This is a genomic window from Olleya sp. KJ81-1, assembly GCF_055808135.1.
The window spans coordinates 1,320,118-1,345,228 of record NZ_CM147854.1; the positions used below are offsets into that span (position 1 = coordinate 1,320,118).

General features: G+C 29.9%; 17 protein-coding genes and 1 pseudogene. 3 read left to right on the top strand and 15 right to left on the bottom strand.

What is annotated here, in order from left to right:
* Nucleotides 1-32: 32 nt before the first annotated feature.
* Nucleotides 33-464 (top strand): hypothetical protein, encoded by a 432-nt coding sequence (locus AC0L3M_RS06320; RefSeq protein WP_473432241.1) that lies wholly within the window; start codon nt 33-35, stop codon nt 462-464.
* A gap of 181 nt (nt 465-645) precedes the next feature.
* Here AC0L3M_RS06320 and AC0L3M_RS06325 read toward each other — a convergent pair whose 3' ends face one another.
* From AC0L3M_RS06325 to AC0L3M_RS06395, 15 genes and pseudogenes are all read right to left on the bottom strand, one after another.
* Entirely contained in the window at nt 646-735 is a 90-nt protein-coding gene (locus AC0L3M_RS06325; RefSeq protein WP_473432478.1) for a hypothetical protein, read from the bottom strand.
* 160 nt (nt 736-895) lie between these two features.
* Nucleotides 896-1,801 (bottom strand): viperin family antiviral radical SAM protein, encoded by a 906-nt coding sequence (locus tag AC0L3M_RS06330; RefSeq protein WP_473432242.1) that lies wholly within the window; start codon nt 1,799-1,801, stop codon nt 896-898.
* 76 nt (nt 1,802-1,877) lie between these two features.
* On the bottom strand, nt 1,878-4,340 hold the full coding sequence (locus AC0L3M_RS06335; RefSeq protein WP_473432243.1) for a tetratricopeptide repeat protein: 2,463 nt from the start codon (nt 4,338-4,340) through the stop codon (nt 1,878-1,880).
* A 117-nt stretch (nt 4,341-4,457) separates the two neighbouring features.
* Nucleotides 4,458-5,756, bottom strand: a complete 1,299-nt coding sequence (locus tag AC0L3M_RS06340) for a 5-methylcytosine restriction system specificity protein McrC (RefSeq protein WP_473432244.1) — start codon at nt 5,754-5,756, stop codon at nt 4,458-4,460.
* A gap of 1 nt (nt 5,757) precedes the next feature.
* Nucleotides 5,758-7,908, bottom strand: coding sequence for an AAA family ATPase (locus AC0L3M_RS06345; protein WP_473432245.1), 2,151 nt, complete (start codon nt 7,906-7,908; stop codon nt 5,758-5,760).
* A gap of 1 nt (nt 7,909) precedes the next feature.
* Nucleotides 7,910-8,896 (bottom strand): HNH endonuclease, encoded by a 987-nt coding sequence (locus AC0L3M_RS06350; protein ID WP_473432246.1) that lies wholly within the window; start codon nt 8,894-8,896, stop codon nt 7,910-7,912.
* Between the two features lie 49 nt (nt 8,897-8,945).
* Nucleotides 8,946-10,697: a restriction system-associated AAA family ATPase gene (locus AC0L3M_RS06355; protein WP_473432247.1), complete on the bottom strand. Its 1,752-nt coding sequence runs from the start codon at nt 10,695-10,697 to the stop codon at nt 8,946-8,948.
* Nucleotides 10,678-11,001 carry a hypothetical protein gene (locus AC0L3M_RS06360; protein ID WP_473432248.1) on the bottom strand — a complete coding sequence of 108 codons (324 nt, stop codon included), beginning with the start codon at nt 10,999-11,001 and terminating at the stop codon, nt 10,678-10,680. The genes AC0L3M_RS06355 and AC0L3M_RS06360 overlap by 20 nt, the downstream gene beginning before the upstream one ends.
* Nucleotides 11,002-11,074: 73 nt before the next feature.
* A complete protein-coding gene (locus AC0L3M_RS06365) occupies nt 11,075-12,346 on the bottom strand; it encodes a restriction endonuclease subunit S (protein ID WP_473432249.1) in 1,272 nt (423 codons plus the stop codon).
* Nucleotides 12,347-13,981, bottom strand: coding sequence for a class I SAM-dependent DNA methyltransferase (locus tag AC0L3M_RS06370; RefSeq protein WP_473432250.1), 1,635 nt, complete (start codon nt 13,979-13,981; stop codon nt 12,347-12,349). It abuts the gene before it with no gap.
* A gap of 1 nt (nt 13,982) precedes the next feature.
* Complete coding sequence (locus tag AC0L3M_RS06375) at nt 13,983-16,772, bottom strand: type I restriction endonuclease subunit R (RefSeq protein WP_473432251.1); 2,790 nt, start codon at nt 16,770-16,772, stop codon at nt 13,983-13,985.
* 177 nt (nt 16,773-16,949) lie between these two features.
* Nucleotides 16,950-17,309: a hypothetical protein gene (locus AC0L3M_RS06380; protein ID WP_473432252.1), complete on the bottom strand. Its 360-nt coding sequence runs from the start codon at nt 17,307-17,309 to the stop codon at nt 16,950-16,952.
* A gap of 105 nt (nt 17,310-17,414) precedes the next feature.
* Nucleotides 17,415-18,140, bottom strand: coding sequence for a hypothetical protein (locus AC0L3M_RS06385; protein WP_473432253.1), 726 nt, complete (start codon nt 18,138-18,140; stop codon nt 17,415-17,417).
* 483 nt (nt 18,141-18,623) lie between these two features.
* Nucleotides 18,624-21,580: pseudogene (locus tag AC0L3M_RS06390) on the bottom strand (DNA polymerase III subunit alpha).
* A complete protein-coding gene (locus tag AC0L3M_RS06395; RefSeq protein ID WP_145002074.1) occupies nt 21,580-22,794 on the bottom strand; it encodes a DNA polymerase Y family protein in 1,215 nt (404 codons plus the stop codon). Before AC0L3M_RS06395 ends, AC0L3M_RS06390 begins: the two are co-directional and overlap by 1 nt.
* A gap of 52 nt (nt 22,795-22,846) precedes the next feature.
* Here AC0L3M_RS06395 and AC0L3M_RS06400 point away from each other — a divergent pair, with 52 nt between their 5' ends.
* Nucleotides 22,847-23,620 (top strand): XRE family transcriptional regulator, encoded by a 774-nt coding sequence (locus AC0L3M_RS06400; RefSeq protein WP_339808844.1) that lies wholly within the window; start codon nt 22,847-22,849, stop codon nt 23,618-23,620.
* Nucleotides 23,617-24,948, top strand: coding sequence for an exonuclease domain-containing protein (locus tag AC0L3M_RS06405; RefSeq protein ID WP_473432254.1), 1,332 nt, complete (start codon nt 23,617-23,619; stop codon nt 24,946-24,948). The genes AC0L3M_RS06400 and AC0L3M_RS06405 overlap by 4 nt, the downstream gene beginning before the upstream one ends.
* Nucleotides 24,949-25,111 lie beyond the last annotated feature (163 nt).

A 25,111-nucleotide genomic window follows, 5' to 3' on the forward strand; every position in this document is an offset into this window, starting at 1 on the left:
TAAACGTTTGTTTTACGCTAAATTATATATAAATGAAACTATACACCTGTGAATATTGCTACAATGAGTTTGAACCCACTCGTAGACGCGTGCAAAAATACTGTAGCAATACGTGTCGATCTAAAGCTTACCATTATAGAAAAGCTGTACCTAATACATTACCAGCTTCTCAACTAAAAACTGAAAATATAAGCACTACTTCTACTCCACAACAAACAAAAACTGAATCTATTAGTGCTGCTGGGATTGGAAATGCTGCTGCTGGTAATATACTAGCAGATGGTCTAAAAGCTTTACTTACCTCATCTGAAAATAAACCTGCAACCAAAAAAGATATTGCTGATTTAAAAGCGCTATTCACTAATCGTTATCTACCTATAAATAATTTAGCAAAAAATCAATTTGGACAATCTCCATTTTATGATATGGATACAAAAAATGTGGTTTATTTAAATATTTACTAAACATTAAATTAAAGACTTATTTAGTTTATTACATGAAACTATGTGAAGAAAATGGCATTGTCAAAACTAAATTTGTTAAGGTCTTTTTTAATTACTACACTAAAAAATCTAAAACTTTATTCCATGTTAAAAAAGCCTTACTACCAAAATGAATATGTTTATCTCCAAATTTATCCACACCTTAATTTTTAGTATCATCAATAATATAATCTCCTTTGACTAAATCTTTATTATGAGTTAATATTAATCTCTTAAAAGCATCCAATCCCAAATGTTTTTCAACCCATAAGCGTTTTTCCATCCAACAATGCGGATTACTCCTATTTGTATCACATTTTTTAAGATAGCTCTCAATACTTTATCATTAATAGTTCTATCCCACTGTCGCTAAGTAAAATGTTCTGATTTACAAAAACCTGCTATATAATTACTCATGGTTTTAAGCCCTCCTTTCTTAAATCTTGGTTTTTATCATTACCCCAATCATAAACTCCTCCTCTATCTAAAAACTTTCCCAAATCATAATTCATTGTTTTTAAAGCCTCTTGTATCCCTACTTCTAAAATAGGCTTACTATAATTATGTGTTCCTGCTGCATTGTCAAAAAAACGTCCTGCAGGATCTACCATCACGTAACTACCTTTTATTTCGTCATTGGATTCTGGCACAATAGTTTTTACATCTTTATGTGTATTTAAAAAATAATTATAGTCTGCTGTAGTTATTTTAAACTCATCAATTTTAGTATCGTTTTGCCCAACTATTGGTAATACTTGTAATACTTTCCATCGTTTTGGATTGGCGTAGGTTACAAATTCTGTTAAGTTTTCTTTATAGTTTACTTTGTTCACTACTGTGTTAATTTTTAAACCATATCCATGTTTCTTTATTCTATTTACTAGATCATAATAATATGTTTTGTTTAATGGTTTTTTCCCTGTTACTGCTCTACCTATTTTAATATTATTTTCGTCCTTTAAACTATCTACACTTACTGCAATCCAATCTAAGTATGTGGTGTTTGCTTTTAAAAATGCATCTGTTAATTTACTACCATTGGTTACTAGCATAGTAGTCATACCTAATTGTTTTGCCTTTTTAATTAAACTTGGTAACCATTTGCATAATAAAGGTTCACCACCTGCGAAGGTTATTTTTTCGAAGCCTGCTGCTGCAATTTGTTCCACCACTTTTAAAGCATCTTGTTCTGGCAGATGTCCTTTTGGTAAAATGGTTTGCTTAACATCTTGAAAAGTTGCGAAGCAAAATTTGCATCGCATGTTACATGGTTCCCATAAATGGAAATTTATACTTGGAATTAATTTATTAGTTTTCATATTGATTTAATTTAAAATTGATCCTTATGGATGATTAAATCAATACTAATTCTACAGATATAAAATCTTTCTTTTGTTAAGACATATTTAAAAAAGGATATTTCTCAGTTATTTGAGTATAAACTTGTAAAAAGCTATCGTCACCAGATTCCCTTAATGCAATAGCATAATTCCTCAAAACAAATGGATTGTTAGGAATGATATCTAAAGCTTTCTTGAAATGAAAAAAAGCTTTTTCATAATTCTTTAAATCTGCATATATATTTGCTATGGCTCCATGAACTTCTATATCTTCATTTTCCAATTCTAGACACTTTTTTAATGATTTTATAGCATTTTTGTGTTCTCCTTTTTTATTTAGTTCAATTCCTTTGTCATAGAAATGGCGATATATTTCACCTTTATTTGAATCGAAATCTTTCCATAATAAATTACGAGAATCTATGTTGGTTAAGGATAACATTTTTCTATACATATCATCGTTTTCGATTAGAGGATTTAAAATCATTTTAAAAAAACTATCATTTTCAAAAAATAAAATAAAGTCAGGTAATGAATTAAAAGTTTTCTTATTATCATTTGTTAAAAAACTAGCGATATCCAAATAATTAACTTTTAAGCAATTATTAATTTGCGTATTTATTTTTTCAAAAGAATTAGAAACAATCCATTTAGTTACTCTCCTATTTTCAATATTAAAAACAGGATTTTCTTTACTCAAATATTTTTCTGCTCTATTTAACTGGATAGAGGCTTTTATATCTGTATTAATGTACTCGTAATATTGTGCTTTGTAATCCAGTCTTAGATTAGTTCGCTTTAATTGCATTAGCAACACGTTATCATTATCATATAAAATAAGATCTGCATCACCATCAATTAAATCCACTTCTTTGTTACTTGGACGTAAAATATCAAAATCATACTTTAATAACAAACTCTCTAATTTTTCTTCTATTTGAATAGCTGTTCTTCTATTATTATTTTTAAGCAACGAATTCACAAACACATTTTGACTTGAAAAATTCACAAAAAATAATACAGGACTGAATATATAATCATCTAAAATTACAAAAGGATTATCAATAACTGAATACCTTACATTAAACCGATCAAACTTGTTTAAATTAGAGCGATTAAAACCAAATTGATTTAATACTTGAAAACCTGTTTTATTTTCAAAGTTCTCATCTGCAATACTATTCAAATCTAAATACTCCTGCTTTGTATTATAAACAAATGGAAACTGTGAACTATCTTCATTTGAAGTTGCTAAATACAAGTATGCTTTTTGCCAATTATTTAGTAATGCTGAGTTAGCATTTCTTATATTTTTAAATACTTTATAATATCTTGTATATCTATTAAAAGCATAAACACATAATGGCTTTATAATCTTTTCAATCTCAACTTTTATATCTTTATGACTACTATCTTTAAAATAAAAATTAGCTAGTTTTAAATCATTTAAAGTTTCAATTATCCCTTGTAAATTAAATACTAAAGTTTTATTATCTGAATAATCTTCTTTCCTTTTACTCTTGTTTTCAATTACAGCTCCATTTTTTAATTGTGCTTCAACTATATTAGTACCTTTTATATTATAAGCTAACTCACTAACCTTATAACGCAATTCATCCACATTCCATTGATAATGGGATTCAGGTGACTCATAAAAATGTAAAGATTCGTAGATATATTTGGGCTGAAATTGGTTGTTAAAACAATATGGCTGAAAAAACCTAGAATTTAGGGTTTGCCTATTATTAATAAGTTTAAGTATTTTGAATACTAACTTTTTAAGCTCAGGGGATTTATCCTCGTAAACATTTTCAAGAAAAGCCATCTCAAAATGTTCAGAACTCAAACATTCTTGTCTTATAATTGGATTTCTTAATACCAAGTCTATAAAAAAGCTATAAACATCAGCTAACATACTTTGATTTATAATATCAAAATTTGCTTCAAAATTATTTGTTTCAAAATATTCTACAGTAAAAAATAAAATACGTTCTAAAGGATGTTTTTCAATTTCGGCTACAGTAGACTCTATTTCTTTCCAATATCTCAATTCTTCTATTTGGAAGGATTCCCAAACGTCTTGATGAATTTGATATTTATCGATTAATAAATCATCCTTTAACAGAAAATCAATGCGATCCTCTCTAAAAAACACTTCGTTTTTTCGAATAGCTTCAATAAAAATACTAGGATATTCTATGGCTAACTTAGTTTCTAATAACTCATTAAAAACATCTGTTTTAGAAAAATAGCTATGTAATAACTCTACTGGTCTTTTTGATGAAAAACAAGCTACAAACACATTTTCCTTTAAAACAAATGTATTCCAAAAATAGCTATAACTTTTTCGTGTCCTGTTCTTAACTAACCAATTAAACTTCTTTTTCCTTCTATCTATTCTTTGAGAATATTCTAAAAACCCATCAACACCTAAATCCCATAAAGTATTAAAAGCTTTTGGGTAGTCTTGATTATTAAATGCTTCTAGAGCATTTTCTTTAATTTGTAATTCTGTCATGGTCAAAAATTTAAGATTGTCGCTTAGCGAGATTTTTGACTTAGACTCATCAAAATTAAATTATTATTAATTAATATCCAACACATAGGTTAAATCATTTATAATTTAGATGATTAATTAATCTATTGTAGGGATTTCAATTGAATACTTATAAAGTTTACTATACCTCCTATCTTCTTGAACCAGTAAGTTCTCCTTAATTATACTTGAATTTTCAGAATCATTACTTGTATAAATAATCAATGTATCTAATAACAAATTATGGTTTTCAATCTTCAATTCGTTACGGATAGATTTTAGCCTACCATAACCACTTACTTGGGCAGCATCCTTATGAGAAATACTCCCTGCTTCATATCTAGGTTTGTATTTTGCATCAATGACTACTTTGTATTTACCATCTTTAGAATTTAATAAAATATCAGGTTCTAATGAATTGAATTTTTTATGATAGATTATTTCATTTCTTAGTGGAAAAACTTCTTTTAATTTCTTGAATAAATACAATTCAAAAAGTTTAGTCATATCTATCCAGAAAGGAGGTGTTTTATATTTTGTTTCACTTACCTGAGAAATATTATAAGAGAAACGTTTTAATATGATTTTTGAAATTTTAACAGCAGATTTGTACTCTTTAAAAAACGGATTGTGTTTTAAATTAGTAACCTCTTTTAAACTAACATCTGACGATACATTAGAAAACGCAGGACTTATATAGTTAAAAAGTTGTTTTGTACTCGTTGAGGATAACGATTTATGATTAGCTATCACAGCTTTAGCAAACTCTAAAGTTTTTTTTAGCAATCTGTTTTCAATAGAATTATAACCAAATTCCTGATACTTACAGTAATTAAAATGCAATTTACTTTTGGTATGATTCTTTTTTACAGAAGCATTTACTAAAACCTTCCCCTTTACTCTTGTGTTTAAGTTTTGAGTGACATCATAATACGATTTTTTGAGCCCTTTTTTAACAATCTGTTTTAAAATAGTTAGAAATTCTATAATTAACAACGGACTTAAAATGTCTTGCTGTTGCTCTATTTGGATTAAAGGCGCATTAAAATCTATGCTATATAAATTATCTAAATGGTCAATATTTTCCGTTTCTTTTAAAGCCTCAAAAAGCATTGATAAATAATCTACCTCATTAGTATCGTTATTTAATTTTGGCTTGATATAAATAGGTAGTTTTCCTTTTACAACCCAGTTGACACCGACAATATAAGTTGATTCTAATTGATATGTACCCTCATCTTCTTTAAACTGAATTTTAAAACAAAGTTGCTTATTCTTTTTCGAACGTTTAAATTGTTGCTTGAAGTTTTTCTTTTGCAGCAATATTTTTTGCTCTTCACTTAAATCTAGTAAAGCATTTTTATCCTTATATCCATAATGTTCGTTTACAACAATCATTTTATAAGGCTTCAATTTTAGTTAATGCGCTCGATTTCAAAATGCCATCAGTTACATATTCTTTTAAAATTGGTTTTATCTCGTAATCTAAATTGTATTTAAAATTATCTTCAGTATATATAAAATAACTGTGTCCTAATTGCACATCTTTAGCTTCAAATTCTTCTGATAAATGTTCAGAATTTTTATTGTTCTCATCTAAGAATAACTTCTTTACTTTTAAGAAAACATCTTCATTAAAATACAATTGAGGTTCTTTCTCTTTCCTGTCTGCGTTCAAATCGGTATCCGATAAAACTTTTGGTAATACATCAACAAAAGCAAAACGTCTTCTAATAGCATAATCTATTTGTCCAACGCTTCTGTCTGCTGTATTCATTGTACCAATAATAAAGAGATTAGGAGGTAAAGTTATTTCTCTATCACCTTTTATTTCATACATACTTTCTACAGCTTCACCTCTATATTCTAATGCGTAGATTAATTCCCCTAATACGCTAGAAAGGTTTGCTCTATTAATTTCATCTATGATTAAAACGTAATTTTTAAGAGGCTCTTTTTGTATTTCCTTATTACTAAAAGTCAAATTATTGTCTTTTAAAAACTCTTGAAATAAATTCAATACTCTCACATAGTAACTTGCATGTTGTTTTGCTAAACCAGAAATATTTTTATTTTTCTTTAAGTCTTGTCTCTCTGTATTACCATCTAAAAACGCTTGTTTAATATCCTTAAATAGCATTCTATTACCATTTCTTAACCAACCTTCATTTTTTCCTTTATACCTAAAAGCGTCTTCATCATTATTAATTAATCCAACACTATCTGTCAAATTAAGAAAACCTTCATTCTTTTCTATTTTTTCATTTATTTGATCAATAAATTGATTAAAATAATCATCCAATAAAACCTCATTAGAAAATGTCGTTTTATCTTTATAAAAATCATTATAATTCCTTAAAGCTTTGGAAGCATACTCCGCTAAAACTCTATTTTTTGTTTTGTATTCTATTTTCCCTGCTTCGTTATTTTCAACGGTTATTCCTCTCACAAAATCTTCATAAGTATATGAGGGATGAAATTGAATCACTTTGTAATTTTCTTCAATTACAATTTCAGAAGGTTTTATCGTTTCAAATAAGTGATTTGCTACTGCTATGTCGTACGGATCGGTTCCTCCAATATTAGATGGTATAATTCCATTGCTTAAATCATTATATCTTTCAATAATTTTATTAAAACTAGAACGCCAAGGTTTGCTTCGTTCAGATTGAATTTCTACAAAATCAACACCAACTTCTAAAATTGTAAAATAATCTTTTGCTCCACTGGCTTTTGCAATTTTATTTCCTACAATAATCTTATTTTTAATTACTTCAGGCGTAAGTTTAAATTCTGTATCAATGGTTAACTCTTTAGCTATTTGCTTTGCTAATCTAGTCTTACCAGTTCCTGGAGGACCTTGTAAAATAATTTGCTTTTTATGATGAAGTAAATCTATATATTGTTTCATAATATACGATGAGTATTTAATTTGAGAATTCTGGTTTATGCTATTTGGGTTGTTAAAATATTCAAAGGATTGCCATGGATAAGAAATTAAATCCATATAATTTAGAGACGGATTGTGTTCTTTATAAAAAGCATTAATGGCATGACTATCCTTAAACCAATTGTTTTGGTATTCAGGAAGTTCTTCTTCAATGTTTTTATTTATGAATTTAAAAAGTTTTTTTAAACTACTTTCCTTAACAATTGTACACAATAAACTGGGTTGTAAACCTGCTATTAACCTATAAGTCGAAGCTTTTCTATTTTGAGTAGTAAACCTTCTAATGAAATTTTTAATTTGTTGATATGTTTCCCATTGAGGTTCTTCTTGATTATCAGCAATAACCTTTAACAAAGTAGCTAGTTCACTCCAATTATTTTTAATTTTGGATTGTTCGTCTTTTGTAAAATAACCTTGTTGTAAAGATGATACACATTGATTGTTAGATCTCTCAAAATACTCTACAAATACTTCCGAATCCCAATCTTCCCAATTTGTTTTAGTAGAAGCTTCTTCTATAAACTTAGGAACATAATTTTTATAGGAATTCACCCAATTATCCCAAACTTCAATTTTATTTGTTAGTTCTGTTAGTTTCATTTTAAACATAATGTTTTGCTTCAATTTCAGCTCTTGCCATAACCGAATCCCTTAAAAAACCATCAAGAACTGGCCTTCTAATAAAAGAGAGTTGTAATTTCTCATCAATTTCAAGAGCTTTTAAGCATGTTATTTTCCTATCATTCTCTGGTATGTGAGATAAATCATTATCATTCATAAATTCCCAATAAAATCGATACCATTTTTCAACTCTACCTTTTACAAAATCTTTATATCTAATATCAATATCATAAATATTCTTCCAAGAGGTGATTTCGTTATTTTTTAACTCTGGACTGGTGTATTTTATATTCCATATAATATCTTCAGGATTTGAATTGTCAGTTACTATATCAAATGCAACTGTTAGCTGTTGATGGTTAAAATTGAAAGGATAAAATATATAACCTGAAGATACTCCTAATGTATCTTTCTCTCCTTTAGCATCTGGGGAGTTACATTCTTTACAAGACAACACAAGGTTTTCAAAATTGACTGAAGAAAAAGGATATAATGCTTTTGGTAAAAAATGATCATATTGATCTCTAGTCTTTGATTCTGACATCTTCAACTCTCCAATTCCGCAGGTAGGACACAATGTCGTATTTCTGTTTAATCTTCTAAATTCGTTAAAATGCTCTCTTAAATGTGTATTATATTTGTCATTAAAACCATTGCCATCCAAAACTTGATTATATAAATTAATAAAGAAGTCACGTAATATTTTCTTTAATCCTTTAACAGAATTATCTAATTTAATAGGAACAACACTACCTTCACAAATCTCTAGAATCTTATTACTGTCCCTAATTTGTTGAATAATTAAAGAACGAGAAGGTTGATTTAATCTTTTAAGGATATTATAAATATCAATTAGAGGCTTTTTTACTATTGTAGGATGTCTTCTTACTATATCATTAAAATCAGATTCAAAAAAAATATTTTGAAAAGGCCCCGATTCAAACTCAATTCTATCAAAAAACTCCATTACATGTTTATGTAACATGGTATGACAACTGATTAAATATTTATAAGATTTAATCATTCTCCTTAATTATTTTATTTTCTTTTAATATTAACTCTCTAAATAAAAGCACTTTTTCAACTGATTCACCTAATACCCTCGCTTCTTCTTTTGCTTTTTTAATTTCATCAAGGGTAGTTAATGGCATCTTTTTTATTTCTTCTATAACGTCTAATGATAGTTTTGAAATAGACGCTGTTTTACCAAATATTTCCTCAGTTATTATGTTTACGGATGTGCCAAATGTTCTTATTCCCTTTTCTTTTGCTGTTTTGTGTACAACTTTATTTTTTTCTTTATCAAAAACAATAACGTTTTCAGGCTGACAATCTGAAATAATAAAAGGAGAATGTGATGTTATTAATAAGTCTCTTCTATTATCCAAACCTTTAGAATAATCTTGATGTAAACAATCTTTTAGAGTTGAAATAAAATTAGATCTCCAGTCTGGGTTAAAATGTGTTTCTGGTTCATCTAAAAGGAATAAAGAATTAGTATCTCTAAATAACATACACAAGCCTATTGAATGTATAAATTGATATTCGCCATCTGATAATGATTTGGTATAGATAATTTCATCTATATTTTTCATCTTTAATACAACATCTTTAAACCTAAAGATACGTTCTTCATCGTATGGCAAAGGAATTACGTCTTGATTTATATAAATATTCTTAGAATTATAAACTTTCTTCTTAACATTATTTGGTGTCTTATAATTATTTAAATTAAGTAATACTTGAAAGGTTGTGAACAATTCGAAAGCGTCGTTTCTAAAATGATATTTAAATGCTTTTCTACATTCATCATCAACAGAAAAGTCTAAAAACCATTCCTTAGATTCTTCATTAAAATAAGAAGTAGTACTACATGATTTTAACTTTTCTATTGAAGCGTTTATTATTGAAGTTAACTCTCGTTGTGTTTTATGTTTATTATTTTTATCATCTTTGGAAAGAGTTCTTATTACATCATTATGAGCCTTTTCAAATCTATTTTGTTTTATAACTAATCTAAATGATTTAATATCTTCTAAACCTATTTCATCTTTAAATGGCTTTAATGTCTCTTTTTCTCTTAATAAGTATATTGATAATAAAACTGCCTGATTATAATACTCATCTAAATAGAGAAACCTGTTTTCAGGTTTTGAATAATCTAGATCCTTAATTAAGCGATACAAGTATTCATCGTATTGAATAAAACGCATTTTAAAAAAGGGAAGGTTTACAGTCTGATTTTCTCCTGAAGAATAAGCAATTATGAAATCGGGTAAAAAATTTTTGACATCTTTTCTTTCAAGTAGAGTATTTGAATTTCCAACACATTCTTCTCTGTTGAGCCAGTGAACTTCTGGCGATTTATTTTCTTCCTTGATAATTTTTATATGAGCATCGTAACCAATGTTAAAATCAGAACTATAATCTATTCTAGAATAATCTCCTTTTATGTAATAAAAATACTCTAACTCAAACGCCTCAGGATATGATTTTTCTGCAAAAAAACCTTTTGTGTTTTCTTCATTGAATTTTCCTTTTCCTTCAAACCCTTCAGGTTTAAAATCTAAGTATATACATTCTATGTGGTAAAATATTTCTGCTAATACTTCTAAAACATTAGATTTACCAGAACCATTTCTTCCTACAAGGCAATAGGGCATAAAATCCCACAACTTTTCACTGTTTGATGAGTTGATAAAATCAATTTCAAAGCCAGCTTGTAGGCTTCTAAACGAGCTATTTAGTTTAAGCCTTAAAAGCTTCATCTGTTAGTTTTAGTTTTATAGTGTTATCCGTTTCGTCAAAAAAACGTTTAATTAAAGGTGGTTGAGCATCCAGAAACTTGAAAATTATTTTTTTCCAAGCTTCGTTATCAAAATCTATATTTAGAGAACTAATGAAAAAACTCTGAAATTGATTTCGTATATCCTCTAAGGTGAATTTTTTGTCTTTAAATGAATCTTTAAGCAAGAATTGAGCATATATATCCCAATCAGCTATTTCAAATTCAGCATTTTCTCTAGTATTTTGTAAATCTTTAGGCACTCCATAATAATCTAATATCGTCATATTGGTGATATCACGCTTTTTTTAGGATTAGTTATGCTCTGTAGTAGGTCTTTTATTGATACTTTTTTAATTTCTATTTCATCACCTTTTTTTTGGCAAAATCTATAAAGTCATCTTTTGTTTTATCTGAATAAGTAGATAAATATTTGGTTTCTTGTAACAATACCTTACTCAAATCCAACTCACCTTTAAAAGCTTTTTGGCTAATACTACCATATAAGTTTTCTAATTCTTGTAAATGAGTTTGGTAGTTTTGTTTTATGGTTTCTACTTTTTTTGATATCTCCGAAAATTTTAACTGTAAATCAAAATCTGGTTTAGGGAATTTTATTTTTTCAAAATCTGATTTTGAAATCATTTTTTTCATCCCTTTATTAGCTTTTGATTCTAAGTAGTTTTTTGAAATAAAAAACATCCAATAAAGAAATTCGATATCTACATCATTATTTGGTGTAATTGCATTTATTTGTTGATTAAAAGCTACTTCACGATTTGTTATTCCAATGTTTCCAATGGATTTAATACTACCAGCAATACAAGTAACTAATAAACTATTACTTTGAACAATTCTTCCTAATCCTTTTCCTTTCTTTGATAGATATTCACGTGAGGTAGAAATATATTTTTCATTTCTATCAATATTATTTGTCTTTATCCATTCGATAAAATCACCAAAATTATCTTTATCTTTTCTAGGTGGTGTATTTCCTGTAGAAACTTCACCTATATGTTCTTTAATAGTTTTAAAATCCCAACCTTTCTCATTACTTATGGGATCCCCAAACATTTCCAAAAAAGTAGACTTCAACAACTCATCTAATAACGCTATGCTTTCTTTACGTTTTTGTATTAAACTTTCGCAATTAGATAAAACTTGTGCTATGCGTTTTTGGCTGTCAATAGATTCTTCATAAGGTATTTTATGTTTATCAATTTGTTTTTTACTTAACGAAGGATATGCTAAGTCATTTATTAAAATTGAAGCTGGTCTTATGCGCAAAGCATAAACTAAAAAATCTGAGTTAATTAAATCTTTAGGCGCAACTATAGCTAGATGACTTACTATACAACAATCATTTTTTAATTGATAAATTCTATTTTTAGTAGCAGACATACCACTTTTCGCAAATACAATTGTGTTTTTAGGATAAACCTTTAATCTATATTTTTTAATAGTTTCCTCATCAACTAATTCTAACTCATTTTCATTCTTTCCTAATAATAAATTTTCTAAACTTCCAGCTCTAATAAATGGTACTCCTTCTTTTTTAAAATCGGATTTATTTTTCGGAGCACTCTGACCTGCACTTATATCAGCTACTTTATGTAATTCGATAAATTTCATTTAAAACAACTCCTTTAATTCATTTAATCCTTCAGAAATCTCTAATTCTAATCCTTTAATTTTTTTACCATCTTCATCTTTTCCACCTAATAATTTGGCTAAAATAACTTCGGATTTTTCGTATTCAATTTCCTCAAAGACTTCTTCTTTATAACGAGAAAAACTTAAATCGTAACCTTCTGCTTTAATCTCTTTTTTAGGTACAAAAAAGTGTTTCGCTTTACGGTCGTTTTCTTTTTCAGAGTTTCTAGTATTGTAGTTAGTAATTATGTCTTGTAAATCGCCATAATCGTTATTGCCCTCTTTATCTTTTAGTTTAGCACGTTTATCATCTAAGGTATAACCATCACTTTCCATATCGTAAAACCAAACGTTTTCAGTTTCACCTCCTTTGGTAAATATTAAAATAGCCGTACTTACACCTGCATACGGTTTAAACGCACCACTTGGTATGGTCACTACTGCTTTTAACTCAGATTTTTCAATCATTAACTTTCTAGCGTCTACAAAAGCTTTACCAGAACCAAACAAAACACCTTGTGGTATTACAATACCAGCAGTTCCTCCCATTTTTAGCATGTTGTAAATACGCTCTATAAACAATAGTTCTGTTTTGGTAGTTTTAAGACTTAATTCTTCGTGTATATCTCCTTTATCTACACTTCCTGTAAATGGTGGGTTTGCCAATACCACATCGTACTCGCTAGTTTCAAAGTAGCTTTTACTTAAGGTATCTTTATAATCTATTTGTGGGCTTTCTATACCATGCATCATCAGGTTCATTAAACCTAAACGCACCATCGTTTGGTCTATATCATAACCTTGTAAGCTACTGCCTAAAATTTCTTTAACATCTTCAGTTAATAATGCGCTTCGGCTACTGCGTATAAAACCATCTTCATCTGGTTGTTGTTTCTCTTTTTCTTTATCTAATTGTGTTACCATGTATTGGTAAGCACCTAATAAAAAACCACCTGTACCACAAGCAGGATCTGCAATGCGTTGTCCTAGTTTTGGGTTCACCAATTCTGCCAATAACTTTATAATATGTCTTGGCGTTCTAAACTGTCCGTTTTTACCTGCAGAAGCAATTTCGCTTAATAACATTTCGTAAACGTCACCTTGAATGTCTTGAAAATCTTGACCGTTTTGGGTAGCATCTTGCTCCATTAGGTCAAAAATATCATCAATGCTTTTTACAGCTTCTAATAATAACGATGGCTTAGGAATAATAAACACCGCATTTGCCATGTGTTTAACAAATGGTGACTCATCAGTATCTAAAGTTTTAATAAATGGAAACACATAACGTTGCACGTGTTGCAACATGTCGTCTGCAGGTAAACGTTTAAAATTACTCCAACGTAATTCTTGTTTGTCTATTCCGTTTTGATTGTTTTCTTCGTCTTGTTTTGTCGCGAAAAATGTACCATCAAATTTTGAGGTATAAGGATCTCCTGTGAATTCTGCTTTAGATAATTCTTCTAAATCATTTTCATCATACTTTTTCATAAACAGCAAATAGGTGATTTGCTCTATGGCTGTTAGTGGATTTGAAATACCACCAGACCAGAATTTATTCCAAAGGTCATTTATTTTTGATGCAATTTGTGGATTGCTATTAATTAAGCTCATATTAGGCTACAAATTTTTCTGTTAATGTTAGAATGTCTTTTATTTCGTTTGGCGAAAATACGCCACGTATTCCTTTTGCGTGTATAATTGTAAAAGGCGCTTGTATTAAATCGCGTTTTTCAATAGAACCATGTTCTATAATATAATTTTTCAGCAAGTTTAAAAATTCTATTTGTCTTGTGGTTAAATAGGTGTGTTCTGTAATAAATTGCTGTACAGCTTTACTAACCTGATCATCAAACCGTTCTAAAACCTCTATACCTAGAATGTGTTTTATAAACTGAATGAATTTTGCTTTTTGATGATTGTATACTTTGCGTAATAAAGCTTCGGTTATGTGCGGATCTTCGTTGTGTAATTCTTCGGCTAATGCATTGGCTTCCTCTTCTGAAATGGTTTTGCCTTCTTTTAGTTTTTGTAAAATGGTATTACGTTCTGTGAGTTCTTTTACTTTAGCTTCTACCATTTCTCTATATTTAGAGATACTTACCGCTTCGTTCTCTGGACCAAACTCTACAATTTCTTTGGTTTTTAAAACATCTTCTAAATTTAGTCTAGTTGCTCCCAAAGGTAATGTTGTTGGTTCTCTAAAATGAATTAATGGTGCAATAGTTTCAGCCAAAACATCGAAACCAGAATCTCTAACCGTACTCCAAAAATGATTGGTTACGACTTGATTAATATAGGTTTTGTGTTTAGCTACACTATTAATGGTTAAAGGTAGTTCGCCTACAATATTGATGATGTTTTCTTTAAGTGTATCAAACTGATCTGTTTCTTCTGCCAAATGCGCAATTGAAACTTCTAAGACGTCTTTTTCAAAGCGCATGGCTTTAAAGTTGACTTGTGAAACAGTTCTGAATAATGGTTTTATGTTATGTCTTAAAAATTCTATATTTTTTATGTTTAGATTTTGCCAAAATTCTACAGATTCCACTAAGGCAATATCTGACTTAGCATCTTGAATGACCACAGATTTTTTTGGTAATTCTGAAATCTGCTCTCTAAGTTTATTTATTTCTTTTACTGCAATTTCTCTCTCGTCTAGTTCTAAGGCGAGTTCAATTTTATCTAATCGTAATCCAAAGAAACGAACAGGTAATGGTATTTGTGCTTTTAACTCTTTCCCTTTTGGGTTTAATTTGAAATATTCAAAATTATCCCAACTGTCTAATATTAAAAAATTATCTTTTTCTGGACACCAAGGTTTTATTTTGGTTGGTTCTAATAATCTTGTACCACGACCTATCATTTGCCAAAACTTAGTATAAGAATATACAGGTTTTGCGAATACTAAATTGACTAATTCTCTAACATCAATTCCCGTATCTAGCATATCTACACTAATAGCAATTCTAGGCATATTGTTATTCGTAAATTGGTGTAGTAATCCACCTTTACCATAGACTCTAGAATCATCTGACACCATTACTTTAGCTAACTCTCCTGCATATTCAGGATATAGCGCGTCAAATATTTCTTCTATACGTCTTGCATGTGCTTTTGTTGAACAAAAGAAAATAGTTTTGCCAGGAAGTACACCATCTGGATCTTTTATAGATTCCTCCATAAACTCCTTAACAATTGTAACGTTTGTACCCTTATTTATAACTGCTTTTTCAAGTTCTGTACCTTCAAAATTGATTTCAGCAACTTCTTTACCTTGTAGAATCAATCGTTTTTGGTCTTCTAAACTAATTGTTCTTTTACTAATACCTTCCTCTTGAAACTTCGTTTGAATTTTCATGACCTGAAAATTGCTCAAATAAGGTGGAATATTATTTACGGCTTCTTCATAAGAATAAGCAAACGTTGGTAAGCCATCTTCACACTCAAATAACTTGAAGGTATTATGGTCTATTACATCTGTTGGTGTTGCTGTTAATCCTAATGTTATTGTATTGAAGTAATCTAGAACTTCACCATAAGTGTTGTAAATCGAACGATGACTTTCATCCACCACTATTAAATCAAAAAAATGAGGCGATAATGTGTTTAATTCATCTCTAACAATGTTTAACATCGTTGGATATGTTGAAACGTAAATACGCCTATCTGTTGCTATGTTCTTTTCTCCAACCTTTGGCCAAGTGGGTTCATTAGGTAAATGTTCTTTAAATGCTTCTAATGCTTGATTACGAAGTGCGATTCTATCTACTAAAAACAATACTCGTTCTGCCCAATGCGATCGCATTAAAGCATCAACTAAGGCTATACAAGTTCTTGTTTTACCAGTTCCTGTTGCCATTACTAATAAAAACATTTTGCGTTTTCTTTCAATGCCTTCCATTACAGAACGAATTGCTTGAATTTGATAATCACGACCTGCAATGTCTGTATTGATTAATTCTGTTGCTAATGGGTTTCTGTTTTTTCGAATGTATAAATAGCGATCTAAATCGTCTCGTTTAGGGAAGCCAATTACTTTTCTTGGCGGATAATTACCTAAATCCCAAAAGAATATATCATGACCATTCGTATAAAAACAAAATGGTAACTCTCCTCCTGATTCCTTTTGAATATTTAAGCAGTATTGTTTTGCTTGCTCTCTCCCAATTTCAGCATCTATTGAAGATTTTTTTGCTTCTACAACAGCTAAAGCTTTTCCGTTTTTACCTAAAAGAACGTAATCGCTAAATTGACTCGTATCGTATTTAGAATTTGGTTCTTTAACAGATTGATCTTTACTTATATTATATTCAATAACTACTTGAGACTGGTCATTAATATTCCAGCCAGCTTCGAGAAGTTGGTTGTCTATTAAATCTTTTCTTGTTTGTTTTTCGTTCAAAACGTTAGAATATAATACTATTTGAATGAGCCGTAAATGAATGTTAAATATAGAACCTTTTTTGAAAACACAGAATGTAAATTATCGTAAAAACTAAGTCACAAAAATTCTAATATATTAATCTAATGAAACACTTGTACTTAAAAGCAAAACAAAAGGTAATCTCACTTTATAATACTAATTAGGAGCACAGTCTAAATACTTATTATACGGTTTAATGTAATCCCAAAAAGCACTACCTGCACTTTCTAAATAATGCATTGAATAATTGAATTGCGTATTTGAAGCTACTTGATATATATACTCTGAACAGCTGTAAGAATACTTCTTTTTAAAGCACACTATAGCAAAATAGTACGTTTGATATTTAATTTGTTTGGTGTAAAATGTAACCTTTGAGATTGCTTCACTTGTAGGACTGTTATAGGTAGTTCCGTAATTGTCTTTTTTAACCGAATCTATCATGTCTTGGCATGATTGTGCATTAGTATAAAAAAAGCTTAACATTAGTAAAGTTGCGAATAATAGTTTTTTCATGGTTGATATATGTTTGGGATTAATAGTGAGTGTAAACATAAATGGTTAAAATGAAAAAACCTTACGGTTTTCCGTAAGGCTTTTAAACAGTGTTATTAAGATATCTTACTCTTCATCAAAAAAGAAATCGTGAATTTTAATAATATCTCCTCTTCCAATCTGAACAAGATCACTAGTTTCTTTCAAAAATATACCTAAAGAACGTTCGTTATATAGTAGTTTCATTTTTGAAGAATAGTCTGTAACAACATACATATCACCTGTTAATTTGAAAAAAGGAATAACCAACTTACTTTTAACTTTTACTCCTTTGTTAACTACTTTTCCTTCTTTTAAAGTAGCCCCTAAATTAACCTCGTCACTTTCTCCTGAAGACACTTTAACGTAAGCTACCATCATATTAAGCCACTCTGAGTCATCAATTAAATACCAACTTACTTTTTCAAAATCAATACCATATTCACTTATCCAACCACTACTAGTAAAACCAAAAAGCACTTGTTTTTTTCCATTTAATTCTGGCTTATCTTCTGGCGTAAACTCTTGTATTTTAAATGTTATTACAGATACTGCTGACATATCTTTTAGTTTTTTACCATTAAAATCTAATGTTTTTAATGAAAAACTAGTTAATTCAGGTCTGTTTGTTAATATCCATTGTGTAGCTGTTAACTCAGCTTTTTCCTTCATTTGTTCTACTGCTGCTACTCCTGCTCCGATAGCTAAAAGTCCACCTGCAATACCTGCAATTGCTTCTCCTTTATTTTGCGCATAAGATTGCTTTGGTATTATTGTGATAATAAGAATTAAAATTAAAAGCGATTTTTTCATTTAATAAAAAGTTTAATTAGGTTTTACCTACTTCGGTTTATAGTCTTTTTTCGGTATAATTCCGACTTGAAGACACAAACTTAAATGATTGGAATTTTTATGTTTTACGGGAATCCTCAATTGGATAAAAAATATAAGCATGAAAAAAATTACGCAGTTTTTTCTTGCCTATTGCGCAAAAATTGCGCAAATTCGTATTAAATAATTTTATTAATCACAAGATTAAACTGCATACGATTTTAACAATTGCAGCTTGAAAAGCCTATTAAACTGGTATTTATGTGTTTTTTTTCGAAATTCATAACCCAGAGGTTGCAAGTTCAAATCTCGTTCTCTCTACAAAACTTACACATTAAAAATCAACGATTTAGTCTTCTAATCCGTTTTTTTTATGCTTAATTTTAAACAGATTATTACATTTGTGTACGAAAGTGAATACGATTTGAGTACTAAAAATTAAACATCTAAAATTTACGACGCTAACTATACGCTTCTAGGATCTTTAAGTATTGCTAGCTTTTTACTCCAAACCACACTCATACTGTAAAAACCAAATCTATCTGTTATTTTTCCATAACATCTATAAACACCTAGACCGTTAACAGGAAACTGATTAACAACATCTGTAAAATGTACTGCATCAAAATAGGCTCCTTTTTGGTCTACAAATGTGCTAAGTCGCATTAGTTTGCCTTGTGACGTTTTGTTAAAACGTGTGGTCACTAAATTTCCGTAAATAAGCATGTTTTTGCCAATAAATTGATTCATTTGATCTGCAAAAAATCCATCAGCCATAGTTTCACTTATTAAATCAAAATAATTACATAACGGAAATCCAAGTAACTCCATTTGGTCATAAGCATTTTCAATCCAATTATTATCTAATTTGGGCAATGTAAATTGCTTATGATCTGTTTTAAATAATTTGGATTGTATGGTCTCTTTTTCTTTAGCGTTCAATTTAAAAATAGCTTCCCACAGTAATTTTACTTTAGATTTATTAGTAAACCTAAATGCATCAATTCTTATTAGAATGGTTAATTGTTCGATAGTGATCAAAATCCTATCGATAAAATCATCTAAAGATTTAAATGGACCATGTAATTGTCTTTCAGTTAAAATCCTATTAACAGTATAATCTTCTAAGTTTTTTAAATATCCAAATCCTAAATAAATAGATGTATTAATTAACCTGTTAGGATGATCACTTTTATTAATACAAGGCAAACAAATAGTTGCGCCTTGTTGCTTTGCTTCATGAAAATAATGTTCTGCGCTATAAAAACCTCCACCGTTATTAAGTACAGCAGTCATAAACTCCAACGGGAAATAGCATTTTAAATACAAACTTTGATAACTTTCTACTGCGTAAGATGCTGAGTGTCCTTTCGCGAAAGCGTAACCAGCAAAACTTTTAATTTGATTCCAAACTTCAAAAATTAAGTTGTCAGCATACCCTTTGTTTCTGCAATTAGCAATAAACTTTTCCTCGACTGCTTCAAATTCTTTTCTTGACCTAAACTTACCACTCATCCCTCGCCTAAGCACATCTGCTTCGCCTAAAGTTAAATCTGCAAACTGATTTGCCACTTTTAATACATCCTCTTGATATACCATTACACCATAGGTTTCTGGCATAATGCTATATAATATTGGATGTGCCTCTTTGCGTCTTTCTGGATGACGGTGTCTTTTAATAAACTCTTCTTTCATACCAGAACCCGATACACCTGGTCTAATAATCGAGCTAGCTGCGACTAAACCTAAATAATCTTGAGTTTGTAATTGTTGCATCAAGCCACGCATGGCAGGTGACTCCACATAATAAGCACCAATTGCACCACCAGATTTTAATAAATTATTAATTTTGGGATCTTTTTTAAAAGCCTCCACATTTGTAATATCTATTGGTGGTAATTCTGGTCTATTTTCTGCAATAATTTCTAGTGCTTCTTTAATTTTTGCTAATCCACGTTGTCCTAAAATATCAAATTTAAACACGCCAACATCTTCTGCAATAATCATATCAAATTGTACCGTAGAAAACCCTTTTGGAGGTAAATCTGTCGCAGAATAATAATGCACAGGCTTATCTAATATTAATATTCCTGCGGAATGCACGCTTAAATGATTTGGAAAACCTTCAATTAATTTACCATATTTTAAAACCAATTTTGAAATATCATCCAAATCAGAGACATCATAATTATTCTTGCTAAGCTTATCTATTTCTTCTTTTGGCAAACCAAAAACCTTACCTAACTCTCTAACAACTGCTTTATATTTAAACGTATTGTAGGTTGCTAATAATGCTGTGTGCTTAAATCTTCTAAAAATATAATCTGTCACATCCTCACGATCCTTCCAAGAAAAATCAATATCAAAATCTGGTGGAGATGCCCTGTATGGGTTTATAAAACGTTCAAAATACAAATCTAACTCGATTGGATCTACGTCTGTAATCCCAATAATATAAGCCACTATACTATTGGCACCACTACCACGTCCAACATGAAAATAACCTTTACTTTTAGCATAAGACACGATATCGTGATTGATAAGAAAAAGGACACAAAATGCATGGATTTTATAGTCTCCAATTCGGTTTTTAAACGCGTAAACACTTTTGATGTTGGATTAGTATAGCGTTTTGGCAAACCTTTATCACATAATTTTTCTAGTAGTAAACAATCATTTTCAAACGAGTCTGTGTATAGTTTTTGATTTTGAGATTCTCTCTCATCACCAAAGCCAAAATTGATATCGCATTGCTTAATTAGTTTTTTTGTGTTTTCTATTATAAAAGGAAATTCAGCTAAAGCTGTATTTAATTCGTCCAAAGACAACATTTTATCCAATGGGTTACACTCTTCCGTTTTTTCAAGTTTACTTAATAATGTATTATTATCTATGGCTCTTAATAATCTGTGTGCATTAAAATCTTTTTTATCTCTAACGGTTACTGGTTGTAATAAAACAATTTTACTTTGTTGTTGTTTTATTTTTGAAAACCTAAGCTTACGCACATCATTAATTGACACGCCTACAAACTCGTTTTTAGCAAAAGTATTTTTATTTTGCTGCAATACTTTTTCAAAAGGGTAGATTATAAAAGCATTATCAAATGTTGGTGCAATATCAGGTAGTTTTATTTTTTGCTCGGAATGCTTAGACAAAAATTGGTTTAAGGCTTTAAAACCTTCATTATTTTTTGCTAAGCCTACATAATTTTGCTGTGCTCCAACCCTAAAATCGATACCTATTATTGCTTTAATTTTGCGTTTTTTTGCGTGTCGTACAAAATTTAAACAAGCAGATGTATTATTAATATCTGTCAACGCTACAGCATCAAAAGCATTAGCTTGTACTAAATCTAAAAGGTCGGTTTCAGAAAAAGTTCCAAAACGCAAGGAGTAATATGTGTGACAGTTTAAATACATTATTGGTTACGATGCGCTAATAAAATTGGTGGTTCGCCATTAAAAGGGTTATCAAATCTACCAATGGTTTTTGCTCCCATTGCAGACGCTCTCATGATGCTTAAGTCACCATATCTGTTTCTTATGGTATCCATAGCATTGTAAAGACTTAACATTTCTTCGGTATCATCAAAAAGGTCTATTTGATAACTTCCTGTTACTATATCACTAATTTTTACACCAACTAATCGGATTAATAATCTACGTTGGTATAGTTTTTCAAACAGCTCTAAAACCTTAGGAATTATAACATGATCTGCACTAGAATATGATATTTTAATTTGTTTAGAATAGGTATTAAAATCTGAATATCTAATTTTTACACTTAGTGTTCCTGCTAGTTTATTACCCTTTCTTAATTGAAATGCTAAATTTTCTGCCATAGCAAAAATGGTGGTTCTAAGCTTGACCATGTCAATGGTATCTTTTCCAAAAGTACGCTCTGTAGACAGTGATTTACGCTCATAAAAAGGGACTAAAGGCGGATTATCAATACCATGTGCACGCTTCCAAATAGTACGTCCATTTTTGCCCAATGCGCTAATCATCATCTCTAGTGGCATTTGTTGGATGACGCTAATTTTATCCACTCCTAAACCTCTTAACACCTGATAGGTTTTTTCTCCTACAGATGGTATTTTACGAATGGATAATGGTGCCAAAAAATCTTTTTCAAAACCAGAATCTATCTGTAATTGGTTATTTGGTTTGGCTTCACCAGTTGCTACTTTAGATACAATTTTATTGGCAGACAATCCAAACGAAATGGGTAATCCAGAGTCTTTAATTATTTTTTGTCTAAGCTCTGACGCGTATTTATAACAGCCATAAAACTTATCCATTCCTGATAAATCTGCGTAAAACTCGTCCACACTTGCTTTTTCAAATACAGGTACTTTCTCTTTTATAATCTCTGTAACTTGATGCGAAAATTTTGTGTAAATCGAAGCATTTCCTCTAATTACTGTAGCTTCTGGACATAAGCGTCTAGCAACTTTCATGGACATACCAGAATGTATACCAAACACTCTAGTCTCATAACTACAAGCTGCTACGACACCTCTATCTCCTGTACCTCCTACTAGTAAAGGTTTTTTTTGTAAACGACTATCTATTAGTCGCTCGCATGAGACAAAAAAGGTGTCTAAATCTAGATGTAAAATATTATTTTGCATGCTACAAAATTAGCTACATATTTAAGTAATTATTGCTTACATTTGTAGTATTATGAATTATATATCTAAAAACATAAAACATTTAAGAAATCTCAAAAAGCTATCTCAAGAGGGAATTGCCGAAGAGTTAAATGTTACTAGATCGCGAATTGGCTCTTACGAAGAGAACCGATCTGCACCTACATTAGAGTTTTTAATTGCGTTTTCAGATTACTTTAAAATACCTATAGATATTTTACTGCGCAACGACTTAACTAAAGCTAAAGATTTCTCTTTTATAGAGTTAAATAATCAACGTGTCCTATTTCCAATTACTGTTGATGATGATAATGAAAATTTAATTGAAGTCGTGCCTGTTAAAGCTTCGGCTGGATATTTAGCAGGTTATGACGATCCTGAATATATTGAGCAACTTCAAAAAATAAAACTACCTTTTCTTCCTACAGGAAAACATCGTGCATTTCCTATAAAAGGAGACTCGATGTTACCAATGAAGGATGGCTCGTTTGTTATTGGTCGTTTTGTAGAAGATAGAAGCGAAATTAAAAGTGGCAGAACCTATGTTTTAGTTACTTTAAATGACGGTATGGTTTATAAACGTGTGTATAATAATATTGATTTAAACAACTCATTATTACTAATATCAGACAATAAAACCTATAATGACTATAGTGTACCAATTAATGAAGTATTAGAAATTTGGGAATTTACATGCAGTATTAATACACAAGAATACACACAAGAAGAATTAAAAATTAGTAGTATTCTAGGTATGTTTAACGAGTTAGGTGTCGAATTAAAAGCTTTAGAGAAGTCTATAAAATGATATATACAATTATTGATGTTGAAACCAGTGGGTCTAAAAATAAAATTACTGAAATTTCAATTTTTAAATATGATGGCACACAGGTTATTGACGAGTTTACCTCTTTAGTTAATCCAGAGGTTTACATCCCAGATTTTATTACATCTTTAACAGGTATTGACAATGCTACTGTTGCAGATGCACCTACGTTTGCAGAAGTAGCAAATGCTATTTTAGCAATAACTGAAGGCACTACTTTTGTTGCACATAATGTTAACTTTGACTATAATGTTATTAGAAATGAATTTAAAGCTTTAGGTATTGAATTTAACAGAAAAAAACTATGCACAGTCCGCTTATCACGAAAGCTATTACCAGGTCATAAATCGTATAGCCTAGGAAAATTATGCAAGTCACTAAATATTAATATTGTAGACAGACACAGAGCAAGAGGTGACGCAGAGGCAACCGTTGTTTTATTTGAAATGCTACTTAATCAAGAAGAAACCGAAAAGGTCTTTGCTGAATTTTTTAAAAAATCGTCTAAAGAAGCCACATTACCTTCTCACTTACCGACCACAGTTTTTAATAATTTACCAAATTCAGCAGGTATTTACTATTTTAAAAATAAAAAAGGACAGATTATATATATTGGTAAAGCAAAAGACATTAAAAAACGTGTTTTAAGTCACTTTTACAGTAAAGCACAAAAGTCCTTAGACTTATGTCGCAACACTGCTGATATAGACTTTGAGTTATCAGGAAGCGAGATTATTGCTTTACTAATGGAAGACGCAGCAATCAAGCAGCACTACCCAGAATACAACGTCGTATCCAAACGCACTCCAAAAGCGTATGCTATTTTTAGTTATGAAGACAGACAAGGCATCACGCATTTAGCATTTAACACACTAAAAGCTACACCAAATCCAATTGAAATGTTTTCTAATATTACAGACTGTAGACAATATTTAGAGCTACTCTGTACTAAGTTTTCGTTATGCCCTAAATTTTGTCATTTACAAGATGGTGTTGCACAATGTTCGCATTACAAAATAACAACCTGTAAAGGTGTTTGCGCAAACGAAGAAAGTGTAACAAATTACAATTTACGTGTAACCTCAGCAATTGATTACATTAATAACAATAAAGAAAACGTAGTATTAAAACAACAAGGAAGACATAGTCAAGAGGAAGCTTTTGTGCTAATTAAAAATAGTATATACTTGGGTTATGGCTTTATAGACAAGTCTGAACAAGTCAATAATCCAGAAGATCTAGAAACCTTTTTGATACCTCAAAAAGATAATCTAGATGTTTGGAAAATATTGCGTACGGTTTTGAAGTAATAATAATTGAAACAAAAAATATCACCAAATACAGTGATTAAAAAAAGTTGAATTCCATTTATATTGCAGTCAATAATTAAGCTTTTATTTAATACAAGCAAATAGTGTTTAGATAAACTATCGCTTCAAGAACATTTTCAAAATAGTGTCTATTATCCTAATG